The 15,053-nt window shown below is 73.8% G+C and carries 16 protein-coding genes; 8 read left to right on the top strand and 8 right to left on the bottom strand.

Annotation, left to right across the window (positions count from 1 at the left end; genetic code table 11):
• The first annotated feature begins 58 nt into the window (after positions 1–58).
• Both GNZ18_RS26060 and GNZ18_RS26055 read left to right on the top strand, forming a co-directional pair.
• Positions 59–445: a hypothetical protein gene (locus tag GNZ18_RS26060; protein ID WP_156219206.1), complete on the top strand. Its 387-nt coding sequence runs from the start codon at positions 59–61 to the stop codon at positions 443–445.
• Between the two features lie 97 nt (positions 446–542).
• A complete protein-coding gene (locus tag GNZ18_RS26055) occupies positions 543–1,607 on the top strand; it encodes a TRM11 family SAM-dependent methyltransferase (RefSeq protein ID WP_156219205.1) in 1,065 nt (354 codons plus the stop codon).
• Here the strand turns inward: GNZ18_RS26055 and GNZ18_RS26050 are convergent.
• The gene (locus GNZ18_RS26050) at positions 1,604–2,305 is read right to left on the bottom strand and encodes an HAD family hydrolase (protein WP_156219204.1); all 702 of its coding nucleotides are present in this window, start codon (positions 2,303–2,305) and stop codon (positions 1,604–1,606) included. The two genes, GNZ18_RS26055 and GNZ18_RS26050, sit on opposite strands and share 4 nt — an antisense overlap.
• Before the next feature lie 101 nt (positions 2,306–2,406).
• Here GNZ18_RS26050 and GNZ18_RS26045 point away from each other — a divergent pair, with 101 nt between their 5' ends.
• From GNZ18_RS26045 to GNZ18_RS26035, 3 genes are all read left to right on the top strand, one after another.
• Positions 2,407–2,700: a hypothetical protein gene (locus GNZ18_RS26045; protein WP_156219203.1), complete on the top strand. Its 294-nt coding sequence runs from the start codon at positions 2,407–2,409 to the stop codon at positions 2,698–2,700.
• 113 nt (positions 2,701–2,813) lie between these two features.
• A complete protein-coding gene (locus GNZ18_RS26040) occupies positions 2,814–4,091 on the top strand; it encodes a lysylphosphatidylglycerol synthase transmembrane domain-containing protein (protein ID WP_156219202.1) in 1,278 nt (425 codons plus the stop codon).
• Positions 4,092–4,293: 202 nt separating this feature from the next.
• A complete protein-coding gene (locus GNZ18_RS26035; RefSeq protein ID WP_156219201.1) occupies positions 4,294–4,848 on the top strand; it encodes a flavin reductase family protein in 555 nt (184 codons plus the stop codon).
• Positions 4,849–5,088: 240 nt separating this feature from the next.
• Here GNZ18_RS26035 and GNZ18_RS26030 read toward each other — a convergent pair whose 3' ends face one another.
• The 6 genes from GNZ18_RS26030 to GNZ18_RS26005 form a co-directional block, all read right to left on the bottom strand.
• Complete coding sequence (locus GNZ18_RS26030; RefSeq protein ID WP_156219444.1) at positions 5,089–6,318, bottom strand: ROK family transcriptional regulator; 1,230 nt, start codon at positions 6,316–6,318, stop codon at positions 5,089–5,091.
• Positions 6,318–7,091 carry an ATP-binding cassette domain-containing protein gene (locus tag GNZ18_RS26025; protein ID WP_156219200.1) on the bottom strand — a complete coding sequence of 258 codons (774 nt, stop codon included), beginning with the start codon at positions 7,089–7,091 and terminating at the stop codon, positions 6,318–6,320. Before GNZ18_RS26025 ends, GNZ18_RS26030 begins: the two co-directional genes overlap by 1 nt.
• Positions 7,092–7,252: 161 nt before the next feature.
• Complete coding sequence (locus tag GNZ18_RS26020) at positions 7,253–8,536, bottom strand: sugar ABC transporter permease (RefSeq protein WP_214620797.1); 1,284 nt, start codon at positions 8,534–8,536, stop codon at positions 7,253–7,255.
• 13 nt (positions 8,537–8,549) lie between these two features.
• Complete coding sequence (locus GNZ18_RS26015) at positions 8,550–9,335, bottom strand: ATP-binding cassette domain-containing protein (RefSeq protein ID WP_214620796.1); 786 nt, start codon at positions 9,333–9,335, stop codon at positions 8,550–8,552.
• Between the two features lie 125 nt (positions 9,336–9,460).
• Positions 9,461–10,540: a sugar ABC transporter substrate-binding protein gene (locus tag GNZ18_RS26010; protein WP_156219199.1), complete on the bottom strand. Its 1,080-nt coding sequence runs from the start codon at positions 10,538–10,540 to the stop codon at positions 9,461–9,463.
• A gap of 337 nt (positions 10,541–10,877) precedes the next feature.
• Positions 10,878–11,174 carry a hypothetical protein gene (locus GNZ18_RS26005; RefSeq protein ID WP_156219198.1) on the bottom strand — a complete coding sequence of 99 codons (297 nt, stop codon included), beginning with the start codon at positions 11,172–11,174 and terminating at the stop codon, positions 10,878–10,880.
• Positions 11,175–11,369: 195 nt separating this feature from the next.
• Here GNZ18_RS26005 and GNZ18_RS26000 point away from each other — a divergent pair, with 195 nt between their 5' ends.
• Positions 11,370–12,074 carry a hypothetical protein gene (locus tag GNZ18_RS26000; protein WP_156219197.1) on the top strand — a complete coding sequence of 235 codons (705 nt, stop codon included), beginning with the start codon at positions 11,370–11,372 and terminating at the stop codon, positions 12,072–12,074.
• Positions 12,075–12,110: 36 nt separating this feature from the next.
• Here the strand turns inward: GNZ18_RS26000 and GNZ18_RS25995 are convergent, their stop codons facing one another.
• On the bottom strand, positions 12,111–12,776 hold the full coding sequence (locus GNZ18_RS25995) for a hypothetical protein (protein ID WP_312874741.1): 666 nt from the start codon (positions 12,774–12,776) through the stop codon (positions 12,111–12,113).
• A gap of 168 nt (positions 12,777–12,944) precedes the next feature.
• Between GNZ18_RS25995 and GNZ18_RS25990 the strand changes: the two genes are divergently transcribed.
• Positions 12,945–14,015, top strand: a complete 1,071-nt coding sequence (locus GNZ18_RS25990; RefSeq protein ID WP_214620792.1) for an Rv1352/Rv1906c domain-containing protein — start codon at positions 12,945–12,947, stop codon at positions 14,013–14,015.
• Positions 14,016–14,097: 82 nt separating this feature from the next.
• Positions 14,098–14,931, top strand: coding sequence for an SAM-dependent methyltransferase (locus tag GNZ18_RS25985; RefSeq protein WP_156219196.1), 834 nt, complete (start codon positions 14,098–14,100; stop codon positions 14,929–14,931).
• The last annotated feature ends 122 nt before the right edge of the window (positions 14,932–15,053 follow it).

Below are 15,053 nucleotides of genomic sequence, written 5' to 3'. Positions count from 1 at the left end.
CCGAGTGCACGTTGATCCTTTTTGTACTGGATCACTCGGGGGAGGAGCCCAGACCGGCATGACCACGACGCCGCAGGGGAGCGAGACCGGTGGGCGCAGCGCGCTGGAGGAGCTCCGCGCCGCCTACCACGACCAGTTGACGCAGCTCGCGGCCGAGCGCGACGAGGCCCGGCGGCAGGCGCGCCGCGCCCGCAACGAGGCGGCGGTGGCGCGCGCGGACCTCGCGAGCCTCACCAGCCGCGTCCAGGAGCTGCTGGCCGCCGCGGCGCGGCATCTGCCCGACCTTCCGGCCCTGGAGGCCCCGGCCGGGCCGCCGCGCGCGCTGGAGGCCCCGGAGCCGGAGGCGCGGCCCGTCGCACCTCCGGCGGCCCAGGAGCCCAAGCGCAAGGGCGGTGACCGGCGCCCCGCCCGGAGCGCCAAGAGGCGACCCGTCCGGGCGGGCTGACCGGGAGAGAGCGGCCCGCCATAAGCCGCGCGGGGCCGCCGGGGCACACCCCGGCGGCCTCCTCGGGCACCTCCCGGACGCTGCTAATGTCCATCGAATGACCGCGTACGGCCTCCTCGTCTCCCCATCGCACAACCGGGTCTACGCGCAGGCGGCCGCCGGCCTGGTGAGGGCCGAGCTGTCGGTCTTCGGCGAACGGGCCCTCGGCGGCCGGATCGCCGACATCGCGGAATCGTCCATCGGCGGCGTCCCCTACGTGACGTTCTCGGCGGACGACCTCAGCGGGACCGACCTCCGCCTGCTGTCGAACCTGTCGTCCCTGTACGCGCTCTTCCGGATCGAGGACGGCGGGCTGCTGCGCCCGGTGACGGTCGAGCCGCTCGACCTGTTCGGCAGCGACCTGCTCACCATCCAGAAGTACTCGGGCAAGACCAACGAGAACTTCACCAAGCTGCTGCTGAACGTGACGGCGATGGCGACCGACTCCCCCATGGACCTCGTCACCGGGCGCCCCCGCGTGCTCGACCCCATGTGCGGCCGGGGCACGACGCTCAACCAGGCCATGATGTACGGGCTGGACGCGGCCGGGATCGACATCGACGGCAAGGACTTCGACGCCTACGCCGCGTTCATCCGGACGTGGCTGAAGAACAACCGCGTCAAGCACCAGGCGGAGACCACCAGCATCCGGCGCGAGAAGGCCGTCCTCGGGCGCCGCCTGCACGTGACGCTCGGCGCGACCAAGGAGCGCTACAAGAGCGGCGAGACGATGGAGATCACGGTCGTCAACGCCGACTCCGCCGGGGCGGGGAAGTTCTTCCGTCCCGGCTCGTTCGACCTGATCGTGACCGACGCGCCGTACGGCGTGCAGCACGGCAGCCGCCCCAAGGGCAGCCGCCCCGGTCGCGGCACCGGGAAGCCGGTGCTGTCGCGGAGCCCGGTCGAGCTGCTGTCGGCGGCCGTCCCGGAGTGGGCGCGGCTGCTGCGTCCCGGCGGCGCGATCGGCATCTCCTGGAACACCTTCGTCGGGCGCCGGGACGAGCTGGCCGGCATCCTCGCCTCCAGCGGCCTCACCGTCCAGGACTCGGGCGGCTACCTGGGCTTCCGCCACCGCGTCGACCAGGCGATCTCCCGTGACCTGATCGTCGCCCGCAGGGACTAGGCGGCGGCCCAGCGCTCGACGTGCGGGAGCAGTTCGTCCAGGCCGTGGATGAGCGCGTCGGGCGGGGTCAGGCCGGGGCGGCTGAACGCGTGCGTGGTCTGGTGCCAGACCTGGACGGCGCGCAGCCCCGCGGACTTGGCGCCGTGGATGTCGTCGTAGGGGCGGTCGCCGACGAAGACGCAGGACGCCGGGTCGGTGGCGCCGACCGCGTCCATGGCGGCGCGGAACGCCTCGGCGTGAGGCTTGGTCCAGGGGATCTCGCTGGAGTAGACGGCGCCGTCGAGGTGGCGCAGGACGTCGTCGCGGGCGAAGACGCGCTCGTGCCAGTCGCGGCTCCACATCGTGTTGGACAGCACGCCGATCTTGATGCCGCGCTCGCGCAGCGCGTCGAACAGGCCCGGGACGGCGGGGTCGGTGTGGGTGTGGGGCGTCCACGCCTCGAAGTGGGTGTGCAGGAGGGCGTCGGAGCAGCTGACCCCGGCCAGCTCGAAGACCTCGGCGAAGGTGGCGCTGCGGTGCTCCTCGGTGCCGCGCCGCCACAGCTCCTGCTCGGCCTCGACCAGTGCGATGGCGGCGCGCTCGACCTCGTCCGGCGGAAGGTGCGCCGAGCAGATCCCGCGCCACATGTCGGCCAGCTCGATGTCGTGCCAGGGGGTCAGCGTGCCACCCCAATCGAAGATCACCGCGTGTACGCCCATGCCCGGATGGTAACCGCATGGCGAGGCACCGCGAATAGGGCGAACCGCAACGGGGATACCGGCCGGGCAAGCGGAAAGTCGAACCGAGACCGGAGGAGCCGATGAGCATGCGCGATCCCGGCGCGGACCGTGACCCCCTTGAGAACCCCCGCGTGGGCGCGGACGGCCTGGACGACATGGGGGACGACGAGCAGGCCGAGGAGATCGCCCTGACCGAGCAGTACGTCGAGGACCCGCCCGACGACCACGTGATCGAGGAGCCGGAGGAGAGCGAGGACGGGGTCGGGATCACCGACTACGAGCGGCGGATGACCCGGGAGGGGGAGGACGAGCCCTGGCCGGATGCCGACGGGCCCGCCGAGTCCGACGCCGTGAACCCCACCCGACGGCCTTAGCCGGTGACCAGGGTGGCGAAAGTGACTTTACGGTTCCGTTACTCGATCACGGGGAATGTCGTAGGTACGCCGTAGGTTGCGCGTAGTGGGCGAACTTGCGAGGTGACCGGGGCATGTACGAGGCAGTCGCGGCACCGGCCGACCCCCCGGTCGGCGCCGCGCCCCACTCCGTCCGCCCGGACGGAGGCGGCCCCTTCGCGGCCGGCGGGGCGACGACCGCGGTCGTCGGCGATGACGAGCAGTCCCACCCCCACACGCCCGACGAGCCCCGGGACGAGCGCTCCTGGTGGCGGCGCAGGGCGGGCCTCCTCCTCCAGTGGGCGGTGCTGGCCGCCGCCGTCGCGACGCTCCCCTTCGTCCATGACCGGCTTCCCGACCTGGGCGCGATGTGGTCGGCCGCGACCAGCGCCGAACCGGGCTGGCTCGCCGTGGTCGTGCTCGCCGAGGCGGGCTCGATGGGCGCGTTCGCCCGGCTCCAGCGGCGCCTGCTGCGCATCGGCGGGCTGAGGATGACGCTGCGCCGCGCTTTCGCGATCACCTACGCGGGCAACGCGCTCTCGACGACGCTCCCGGCCGGGCCGGCGGTGAGCGTCGTCTACACGTTCCGGCAGTTCCGCCGGGGCGGCGCGTCCGCGAAGCTGGCCACCGCCGTGATCCTGGCGGGCGGCGTGATCACCACTACCGCCTACACGGTGATCGGGCTGGTCGCGCTGATGGCCGATCCGCACGCCCGCGCGCTCGCGGTCACGGCGCTGGGCGCCCCCGCCGCGCTGCTCCTGCTGCTGGTGCCCGCGCTGCGCTGGCGGCCGCTGCGCGCGGTCGTGACGGCGCCGGTGCGGCGCGCCTACCGCGCCGCGCTCGCCCACCCCCGCATCGCCCCGCACGCCGAGCAGCTCGCCGGGGCGCGCGACGTGCTGCGCCCGACGGCGCGCGACTGGGCGGCGCTGACCGTCCTCGCCACGCTCAACTGGGTCTGCGACATCCTCGCGCTGCTGGCGGCGGCGCGCGCGGTCGGCGTCGACGTCGACCCGCACGGCGTCACCCTCGCCTACTTCGCGGCGCAGGCGGCGGGCAGCGTGCTGCCGCTGCTGCCCGGCGGGCTCGGCGCGATCGAGAGCAGCATGGCCGCCTCGCTGGTCGCGTTCGGCGCGACGCTGACGCCCGCCGCCGCGGCCGTCGGCGTGTACCGCCTCGTCTCCTACTGGGCGGTCGTCGGCATCGGCTGGATCGCGTGGATCGGCCTGCGCGAGGGCCCGCGGCTGTCGGCCCGCTCCCGGCTCCGCCTGGCCCGCACGGGCCGCCTCCTGCTGGACGGGCTGTCCGCGACCGCGTTCAACCACCCCTGCACCAACATCCACCTCCCGGCCCCCGCCGACGCCCGCCGCCCCTGAACCCCCGCCGGTGCCCGGGGATCGGCCGGAAGACCGACCCCCACCAGGACCATTGACCGAGATGCGCCACGCGGGGAATCAGCGTCCCCGAATTCAGGCTTTAGTGGGCGATGTGCCGCACGGCACGCGCACGCCCGACGGCGCGTCCCGCGCGGTCCCCCCGCCCGGGCAGGCGCCCGGCCGAGAGAAGGGATCGGGTCACATGGGCCACGGAGCCGGCGCGTCCGCGTCCACGCTCGCGGGCGACGCGGCCGCACGACCCTCCGACCGGGAGCCGCCCGGCGTCGACGGCACCCGGTTCCGCTCGGTGCTCGGCAGGTTCGCGACCGGCGTGGTCGCGATCACCGCCGTCGAGGACGGCACCGACCGCCCGGCGGGCCTCGCGGCGAACTCCTTCACCTCCGTGTCCCTCGACCCCCCGCTCGTGGCGTTCTGCGTCGCGCACACCAGCACGACCTGGCCGCGCCTGCGCGGCGCCGCGCGGCTGTGCGTCAACATCCTGAGCGAACCGCAACTGGAGGTCTGCGAGCGGCTCGCGCTCAGGGGCGGCGACAAGTTCGCCGGCATCGACTGGACGCGGACGCCGAACGGCGGCCCGCTCATCGAGGGCGCGCTCGCCTGGATCGAGTGCTCGGTCGAGCAGGAGCACGTCGCCGGCGACCACGTCATCGTCGTCGCCCGCGTCCACGACCTGGACCACCACCACGACGCCGACCCGCTGCTGTTCTACAAGGGCACCTACGGAACGTTCACCTAGAACGCACCCGACACCAGCCCGAGAGCGCCGACCGGGGCACGTCGCGCGCCGACCTCAGCCGTCACGCGAGTGCGTAGCTGACCGTGGGGGGTGAAGCCGGAGGCGAGCCCCCCACCGGGAAGATCGCGAAGCGATGCCGCACTCGCCGAAGGCGCGGTCAAGGCACGAGCCGCCAGGCGAGTGCCTTGGGCCGGGGCTTCAATGAACACAGCCGCCAGGCGAGGGACGTGGGCCGGGACTTCAATGAACACTGCTGTCCTCGGGGGCGCGCAGGCGCGCGAGGACCTGGATCGGGTCGGCGAGGACCTCGGCGAAGGCGAACTCGGCGGCGCCGACGAGGGTCGTGTCGTCGCCGAGCGCGGCGGTGCGGAGGCGGACCTTCTCGCGCGGCGCGGCGAGCGCGCCGGTGGCGAGCACGCTGCGGATCTGGGCGGCGGCGCCGAGGTAGATGTCGCGGAGGGTCCCGCCGAACACGACGAGGCCGGGGTTGAGGACGTTGACGAGGTTCGCGACGCCGAACCCGAGCCAGGTGCCGACCCTGTGCAGCGCCTCGCGGGCGACGATGTCGCCCCGGTCGGCGGCGTCCACGACGGCGCGGACGGCGTCGCGCCCGCTCTGGCCGTGGGCCTCCGCGCGGTCGGCGTGGGCGAGCAGCGTCCGCTCCCCCACCTCGGCCTCCAGGCAGCCGCGCGACCCGCAGGCGCAGGGCCGCCCGCCGGGGTTGACGACCATGTGGCCGATCTCGCCGCCGTAGCCCTCGTCGCCGCCGAGCAGCCGCCCGTGCGCGATGATGCCGCCGCCGACGCCGACGTCGCCGTGCAGGTAGATGAGGTTGTCGCAGCCGACGCCCGCGCCGCGCGCGTGCTCGGCGAGCGCGCCGAGGTTGGCGTCGTTGCAGACCGAGACGGGCAGGCCGAGGCCGAGGCGGCGCGACAGCGCGTCGCCGAGGGGGAGGTCGCCGATGTCGAGGTTGGGGCCGAACCGGATGGCGTCGTCCGCGCGGCGGACGGTGCCGGGGAAGCCGAGGGCGGCGCCGACGCACACCGCGTCCCGCTCGCTCTTGCGGACGAGCGAGCGGGCGCCCGCCGCGAGCGTCCCGACGATCTCGGCGGGGTCGGAGCCGCGGGTGCGGGACGCCTCGCGGCGGTCCAGGACCACGCCGCCGAGCCCGACCCGCGCGATCACGAGCCGGTCGACGCCGACCTCGAACGCGAGCACGTACACGCGGGTCGACTCCGGCCGGACGACCAGCGAGGGGCGGCCCGCGCGGCGGCCCGGCCCCCGGGGCAGTTCCTCGCGGACGAGCCCGGCGGCGGTCAGGTCGGCGGTCAGCGCCATGATCGTGCTGCGGTTGAGCCCGAGGGACTCGGCGAGCGTCGCCCGGGAGGCGGGGCCGCGCAGGTGCACGAAGCGCAGCAGCGTCCCGAGGTTGTGCCGCCGGACGTCCTCCTGCGACGGGCCCGCCCGCATCATCGGCGGAGCCCGAGGTCGCCGCTGGCGCCGGAGGTGACCAGCTCGACGATCTGCCGGTGGGTAACGTCGCCGGTCCGCACGTGCGCGACCATCCGGCCGAGGTAGAGCACGGCGATCCGGTCCGACACGGCGAAGACGTCGTTCATGTTGTGCGAGATGAGCACGACCGCGAGGCCCCGGTCGGCGAGCCGCCGGACGATCTCCAGCACCTGCTGGGTCTGCGCGACGCCGAGCGCGGCGGACGGCTCGTCCAGCACGACGACCCGGCTGTCCCACAGGACGGCGCGGGCGATCGCGACGGTCTGCCGCTGCCCGCCCGACAGCGTCGAGACGCTCCGCCGCACCGACCCCATCGTGCGGACCGACAGGCCCGACAGCGTCGTGCGGGCCATCTCCTCCATCGCGTCCTCGTCGAGGGCGAGGCCGCGGCGGCGCTCGCGGCCGAGGAAGAGGTTCTCGACGATGTCGAGGTTCTCGCAGAGGGCGAGGTCCTGGTGGACGACCTCGATGCCGAGCGCGGCGGCGTCGCGGGGGCTGCCGATCCGGACGGGCGCGCCCGCGAAGCGGTACTCCCCCGCGTCGGGCGCGTGGATGCCGCCGATGCACTTCACCAGGGTGGTCTTGCCGGCGCCGTTGTCGCCGACGAGCGCCGTCACCTCACCCGCGCGGGCGGTGAACGCCACGTCGCGCAGGACCTTGACCGAGCCGAAGCTCTTGTCGATGCCGCGCAGGTCGAGGACGGGGGCGTCGAGGACGGGTGTCACTGACATGCCGAGAGGCTCCCACCGTGCCACACCGCCGTCCCGCGCCGAACGGTCCTGGATCGCGAGCGTATCAGCAGCGCTCACCGCCCAGGAAGCACAGTCGGCCCACCCCGCCTCAGGGTCGCGCGGGGTGTCGTACACGGGCTCGCCGGGCGCGTCCCCCGCCGTCATCGGCCGGTGCCGGCCCGGCGGCGCCTGGCCAGCGCGTCGATGCCCGCCGCGAGCAGCAGCACGATCCCGGTGATGAGGTACTGGAGGTAGGCCTTGGTGCCGAGCAGCCCGAGCCCGTTCTCGATGATGGCGATGACCAGGCCGCCGAACACCGCGTCGCGGGCCTTGCCGCGCCCGCCGAACAGGCTCGTCCCGCCGATGACGGCCGCGCCGACCGCGTACAGCAGCGTGTTGCCGCCGCCCGCGTCGGTGGCGACCGAGTTCAGCCGGGACGCGGCGACGATGCCGCTGACCGCCGCCATCCCCGAGGCGATCATGAAGACGGAGATCCGGATGCGGGTGACGTTGATCCCGGCGCGGCGGGCCGCCTCGGCGTTGCCGCCGACGGCGTAGACGTGCCGCCCGTAGGACGTGCGGCCCAGCACGAACGTGCAGGCGACGAGCAGCACGCCGACCAGCGGCACGCCCCACGGCACTCCGCCGAGGGTGATCAGCGGGCTGGGCGCGCGGTCGAGGCTGAGGAGGTAGGTGCCGAGCAGCAGCGCCGCCGCGACGGCCCCGGCCTGCGCGAGCACCAGTTCCAGCGGGCGGGCGTGCAGGCCGCGGGCGTGCTGGCGGCGCCAGCGCAGGAGCTGCGTCCCGGTGTAGCCGGCGACGCACACGGCGGTGAGCGTCCAGCCGAGCCAGATCGGCATGTTCTTGTTGGCGAGCGCGAACACGACCTCGTCGCGGACGGGCACCGTCCCGCCGTCGCCGATCATCCGCAGCGTGACGCCCTGGAGGCCGAGGAACAGCGCGAGCGTGACGACGAACGAGGGGATCCGCACCACGGCGACCAGCCAGCCGATCAGCGTGCCGATGACGATGCCGATCGCCACGGCCGACAGCACCGCGACGTACCAGGGCTGCCCGGAGTCGGCCATGAGCTTGGCCATCACCGCCGCGCAGACGCCGCTGGCGACGCCCGCCGACAGGTCGATCTCGCCGAGCAGCAGCACGAACACCAGGCCCATCGCGAGGATCGTGATGGGCAGCGCCTGCGTCGACAGGTTCGCGATGTTGCCCTTGCTGAGGAACGTGTCCGGTTTCAGCGCGGTGAACAGCGCGACCAGTGAGATCAGGCCGAGGATCGCCGGGAGCGCGCCGAGTTCGCCCGCGCGGATCCGGTCCCGGTAGTCCAGCAGCGCCGACCGCAGGTCGTGTGCGCGATCGTCGACGGCGAAGTCGGCGTCGGCCAGCTTCACGGCGGCCTCCTTGCGCTCGGGGATGTCGGTGGACACCTCGCGTCCCCCTTCAGATGTTCTCGGCGGCGGTCGCCGGCGTGAGACCGAGATCGCCGGAGCGGCCGGCGGTGATGAGCTCCACGACCTGCCCGTGGGTGACGGCGGAGCGCGCGACGTCCGCCGCGACGCGGCCGAGGTACAGCGCGGTGATCCGGTCGGCGACCTCGAACACGTCGTTCATGTTGTGCGAGATGAGCACGACCGCGTGGCCGGTGTCGGCGAGGCGCCGGACGAGCCCGAGCACCTGCCGGGTCTGCGCGACGCCGAGCGCGGCGGTGGGCTCGTCCAGGATGACGACCTTGGACTCCCACAGCGCGGCCTTGGCGATCGCGACGGTCTGCCGCTGGCCGCCCGACAGGCTGGCGACCCGCTGGCGCACCGACCTGACGGTGCGGACCGACAGCCGGGCGAGGGTCCGCCTGGCCGCCTCCTCCATGGACGCCTCGTCCAGCACGATCCCCCTGCGCCGCTCGCGGCCGAGGAACATGTTCTGGACGATGTCGAGGTTGTCGGCGAGCGCGAGGTCCTGGTAGACGACCTCGATGCCGAGCGCGGCGGCGTCGCGCGGGCCCGCGACCCGCACCGGGCGGCCCTCGAACTCCACGCGCCCGGAGTCGATCGGGTGGATCCCGGCCACGCATTTGATCAGGGTGGACTTGCCCGCTCCGTTGTCGCCGACGAGGGCCATCACCTCGCCGAGCCGCACGGTGAGGTCCACGTCGTGCAGCACGTGGACGGCGCCGAAGCTCTTGTTGAGCCCGGTCACCCGGAGGACGGGGTCACCGTTTTCTGCCACGAGTCTCCTTCCAGGGGCCTGACTGGCGGGTCGTGCCCGTGGCGGGCCCACGAGGGCGGTGCGGAGGCGCGGGAGCCGTCCGCCCTCGGCGGGGTCGGGCCCGCCACGGTGTCTCGGAGAAGGAACTACCGGATGCCCGCGTCCTCGCACTTCGCGGCGTAGCCGCCCTTGCACAGCTCGGACGCCTTCACGAACCCGTCGGTCACGACCCGCTTGACGCCGTCCTCGAAGACGCCGATCGGGGTGAGCAGCACCGACGGCACGTCCCGCTTGCCCTCGGGGTCGTTGGTGGTGCCGTTGGTCTCGGCCTTGCCGCCGGAGAGCAGCGCGACGGCGAGCCTGGCGGCGGCGTCCGCCTCCTGCTTGACGGGCTTGTAGACCGTCATGCACTGCTTGCCGTCCAGGATGTTCTGGAGGCCCTGCGGGGTGGCGTCCTGCCCGGTGACGGCGACCTTCCCGGCCTCGCCGTTCTTGTTGACGATCGACACGACCGCGTTGGCGAGGTTGTCGTTGGCGGCGACGACGCCGTCGATCCGGCCCTTCTGCTCGGTCCACATCTGCTCGAAGATGGTCGCGGCCTTCTCCGGCTTCCAGTCGGGGACGGCCTGCTCGGCGGCCTTCCGGTAGGAGGGGACCTTGTCGAGGACGGCGTGCGCGCCCCGCGCGAACAGCGTGGCGTTGTTGTCGGTCGGGGCGCCGTTCAGGTAGGCGATGTTCGCGGCCTTGTCCCCCAGGCACCTGCGCAGTCCGTTGCCGAGCTCCTCGCCGACCTTCACGTTGTCGAAGGAGACGTAGTAGTCCGAGACGCCGCCGAGCGCGAGCCGGTCGTAGTCGATGGTCTTGACGCCCTGCGCCCGCGCCTTGCGCTGGACGGCGGCGGCCGAGTCGGAGTCCAGGCCGTCCAGCACCAGCACGGTGGCACCGCTGGTGATCATCTGGTCGGCGATGGTCTGGAAGCGCTGGGCGGACCCCTCGGCGTTCTGGATGTCGTAGCGGACGCCCGCCGCCTTGAACGCCTGCGCCAGGTAGGGGCGGTCGAAGCTCTCGTAGCGGGTGGAGGACGTCGTGTCGGGCAGGATCACGCCGACCTTGCCCTTGGCGGGATCGGAGGCGGCCTGGGAGTCACCGGAGCCGTCTCCGCACGCGGTGAGGACGAGCGCGGCGACCGCCGACAGGGTGGCGAGGCTGAGGATCCCCTTGCGCATAGCCCGGGTCCTTTCGGGGGGTGGGTGGCCGCGGCGCGCGGCCTAGTTCGCCGTGAATGTTGTGTCCCGCAACTTATGTCGGCGTTGTCCGCCGCGCCATACCCGCCGGCGCGCGGATTTGTTGTGAGCGGTAACAATCACATAACGCGAGATCAACGCGGACGAGCGCCTCCGAGGGGTGGATCACCTCGCGGGAGGGCACGGGAGGGCGGCGCCCGCCGAGGCGGCGCGGAGAATGTTCGAGCGCTCAACATTTTCGGGGGGAGGGCCCACATGAGAGCGTGATCATGCAGGGGGGCACCGGAGTGGGCCGGGGCCGTGCTGCATGATCACGTTGTCAGCGGGCGGCGAGGACCAGCGCGACCCGGTCGGCCGCGGCGGCGACGTCGGCGGCGGCCGCGATGCGCTCCGCCCACGACCACCAGTACCACCACCCGTCCGCGCCCTGCTCCGCCAGGATGTTCTCCGTGAGGGCGGACGCGTCCGGATTCATCACGTGCAGGCTGGGCGACTGGCCTCGGGGCAGGGTGAGACGCACCCGGAAGCCCCGTCTCGTCAGCTCGTCGCCGAGCTCTTCCAGATATTCGATCCGCGTCCTCGACGGCGCGGCGGTTCCCGTATCGTCAGGCGTCATCCTCGTCTTCCTCGTGGACTCCGCGCGGCCCGACGAGCCCTCAGCCTTCCGTTTCCGCGGCCCGACCGCAAGCACTTCGGGCTGGTCAGCCCCGGTGCGCCGGACGGCGCGGCGGGACGCGCCGCTGCGTCCCGGGCGTCGGCGCCACCATCCGGGATATCTTGCGCCTAACAGGCGTACGGGAGCATGGGGGCGATGATGGCGGTCAGCATGGCGGCGAATCCGGAGAAGACCCGGCCGGACCAGCGGCTTCCGGAACCGCCCGCCCCCGCCGACGCCGCCCCGGACGACGCCGGGGAGACCTTCGTCCCGGACCCGCCCCTCCCCCCGCCGCCCGCGCCCGACGCGCCCGTCCCGCCCGCCGGGGGGCCGGGCACGGCCGAGGGCCAGGGCGGCCGGAGCTGGCACCGCCTGCACTACGCGGTCGGCGTGTTCCTCCTCGCCTACGGGGTGACGGGCATCGTGAGCGCCGTGCTGCTGTGGGACGACCGGCGCGAGGAGTTCGAGAAGTACTTCGCCTCCGGCCCCGCGGGGACGCTGCTGATCGTCGTCAAGGCGGTCGAGGTGCTGCTCGTCGTGGTCACCGCCGCCGGGTTGGCGCGCCGCCGGGACATGTGGTTCGTCCCCGCGCTGGCCGGATGGATGGCGGGGTTCGCGATGTTCGCCGTGCTGGACGTGCTCAAGGGCCGGTGGGGCGGGCTGCTGGAGCACGTCCTGTACCTGGCGGGGTTCGTCGTGCTGCTGTTCCTGTCCTACGGCCTGAGCGCGAAGGCGCAGCTCGCCGCCGCCGCGCGGGCCAGGCGCGAGGCGGGCGAGCCCGCGGCCGCGCCGAGCGGGGGCGGGCTCACCCGCACCCAGGAGTTCGCCCTCTCGGCGATCAACCGCCTCCCCCGCCGCTGACCCGCCGCTGATCCGGCCTCCGACCGGCCGCCCGCGTCACAGGAGGCGGGCGATCGCGGTCATCGTGCCGGGCGGGACCTCGGTGAAGCCGCCGTCGCGGACGGCGACCGTCGCGTCCCGCACGCAGCGGCTCCACGGGACGTCGCGGGTCAGGTGCACGCGGGCGCCCGCCTCGATCCAGGCCGCGACGTCGGCGCGCCCGCCCTGGCGCAGCAGGAGTTGCGCGGCGTGCCCGCACTGCGCGGCGGCCTTCCCGGTCGTCATCGTGACGCCGGGGTTGAGCGTGATCGCCGCGTAGGGCGGGCCGGGCGGCGGCTTGGGGTCGGTCTCGGCCAGGTCGAGCCCGGCGACCTGGAGTCTGGCCAGCTCCGGCGGGACGTCCGACACCGGTCCCGGCACGAACGCGCGGACCTGCGCGCCGTCGTGCTCGACGGTGACGCCGGGGAGCGCCTGCACCTCGGGCCAGCGCACCCCGCGCGCCCGCCGCGTCACCTTGCGGATGCGCCGCGACTCCCACGCGTGGACGGCCGCGCGCCATTCCCCGTCGGGTTCCGCGGCGCGCGGGTCGGTGAGCAGCCGGAGGACCGCGGTCGCCGCCGCCTCGCAGACGGCGCCGTGACCAGGCGGATCGGTCTTCTCGGCGCGGACGACGAGCTGCATCGCCCAGGGCGGATCGTCGAGAGGGTCGTAGTCGGGACGCACGCCTGGAGTATTCCAAACGCGACAGGGCGCCCCGCACGCGACTTCCCCGCGCCGGATGTGGGTACTGCAACTCTTACGGTCCGCCGGACGTCAGTCCTGGTGCGGAGCGAGCGGTCCTCACCGGTCGGCGGGGGCGGCGCGGCGGAGCAGTCCGGTCGGAGGTCGCCGGTGACCAGTGGCGCGTGGAGCGAGTCCATCCCCGGGATCGGGACGTACTTCGTCGGGATCGACGTCGCCCCGGGCCGCTACCGGTGCGACGAGGGCAGGGGCGGCTGGTGGGTCCGCTTCACCGGCCCCGGGGGCGGCGACCCGGTCGGCTCGTGGCCGCTGCCCGCCGGGCCCACCGAGATCGAGATCGCGCCCACCGACTTCGCGTTCGAGACCCACGTCGGGACGTACTGGCGGCGGATCGCGCCCGGACGCCCGCGCGAGGACGGCGCCGCCGTGGAGCCCCGCCCGGTCGCCGACCCGACGCTGCGCGCCGAGCTCGACACGCTCGTCGCGCGCCGCCGCCCGCTGGTGTGGCTGGCGCCGCTGACCGTCCTCGGGCTCGGGCTGGTCGGGTCGCCCGCGCTCGGCTCGCTGTGGCTGCTCGGCCTCGGCATGCTCGCCGTGCTGGTGGCGCTCGGCACCCCGTCGGTCTCGCTGGACCTGCACCGCGCCCGCGAGCTGCACCGCCGCCGCGACCGCTACGTCACGCCCGAGGAGCTGGACGGGCCCGGCCGCGCGCTGCTCGTGCGCGTGCAGGCCGCCGTCGACGCCGTCCGCGACTCCGAGGTCAACCGCGAGGGGCTGCTCGACACCGTCGACAACGCCGTCACGCTGCCGCGCCAGGAGTGGGAGATCGCGCGGGTGCTGGCCCGGCAGTCGCGGCTGCGGGTCGAGCAGGAGGAGGTCGCCGCCGCCGCGAACCTCCCCGAGGTGGACGCGGCGCTCCGCCCGCTGCGCGGCAAGCTGGAGCTGTCGGTCGCGGCCGTCACCCGGCGCGTCGAGGCGCTGGAACGCTACGCCGAGCGGGCCCGCGCGGCCGACGAGGCGCTGCGCGCCCAGCGGCATCTGGACTCGCTCGCCGAACGGGCCCACGAGTACGACGAGCTGGTCGCCGACACCGTCCGCGACGACCTGGCGCTGCCCGCGATCGAGCGGCTCACGGGCCAGGGCGACGCGCTCGTCCAGGCGCTGCGCGAGCGGCTGGCGCAGGCGGCCGAGGCCGCCGAGGAACTCCCGCCCGCGCCCTAGCGCGCGTCTTTCGCGATCATCGTTCCGCCGGTGGGTTTAATGTGATGAGCACCGATTTGTCACGAGTTCTGGGAAGGTCCCCATGACCGACGACGGCGCCCCCGCCGCCAGCCCGACCATCGACGTCACGCGGCCGCACCAGGCCCGGCTCTGGAACCACTGGCTGGGCGGCAAGGACACCTATCCGGTCGACCGCGAGATCGGCGACAGGATCGCGGCGGTGTATCCCGAGATCGCGGACGTGGCGCGCCAGTCGCGGGCGTTCCTGATCCGCGTCGTGCACCACATGACCGCCATGGGGGTCCGGCAGTTCCTCGACATCGGGACGGGCCTGCCCGCCGTCGACAACACCCACGAGGTGGCGCAGCGCGACGCCGCCGACTCCCGGATCGTCTACGTCGACAACGACCCGCTGGTCGTCACGCACGCCCGCGCGCTGCTCACCAGCACCCCGGACGGGGCCTGCGCCTACATCCAGGCCGACGTCCGCGAGCCCGAGGCGATCATCGAGCAGGCCGCCGCCGTGCTGGACTTCGGCCGGCCGGTCGGGCTGCTGCTGCTCGGCATCATCGGCAACGTGGCCGACGGGGACGACCCGCCCGGGATCGTCCGGCGGCTGGTCGAGGCGCTGCCGTCCGGCAGCTATGTGTCCATCAACGACGGCACGAACGTGCTCGGCGTCAACGAGTGGACGCCCGCCGAGGCGACCGCCCGGGGCGAGGCGCTGCGGCTGTGCGCCGAGGCCGGGACCGTCCCCTACCACGCGCGCACGCCCGAGTACATCGAGGCGCTGTTCGAGGGCCTGGAGCTGGAGGAGCCCGGCGTGGTCTCGACCCCGCTGTGGCGGCCGGACTTCCCCGAGATCAGCGACCCGCAGGCGATCGACTCCTTCGGCGGCGTCGCCCGCAAGCCCTAGGTCCTGTCCGGTGGATCTGGGTGTTTGGCTGAGGCTGATCTGTGTCCTGGGTTGTGATGGTGGACATGGTGCGTCGTCATGAGCTCACCGATGCCGCCTGGGCGCGGATCGAGCCGTTGTTG

Source organism: Actinomadura litoris (assembly GCF_009733595.1).
GTDB classification, from domain to species: domain Bacteria; phylum Actinomycetota; class Actinomycetes; order Streptosporangiales; family Streptosporangiaceae; genus Spirillospora; species Spirillospora litoris.
The sequence above is the reverse complement of the archived record's forward strand: the minus strand, read 5'-3'. Positions and strand labels throughout refer to the sequence as shown.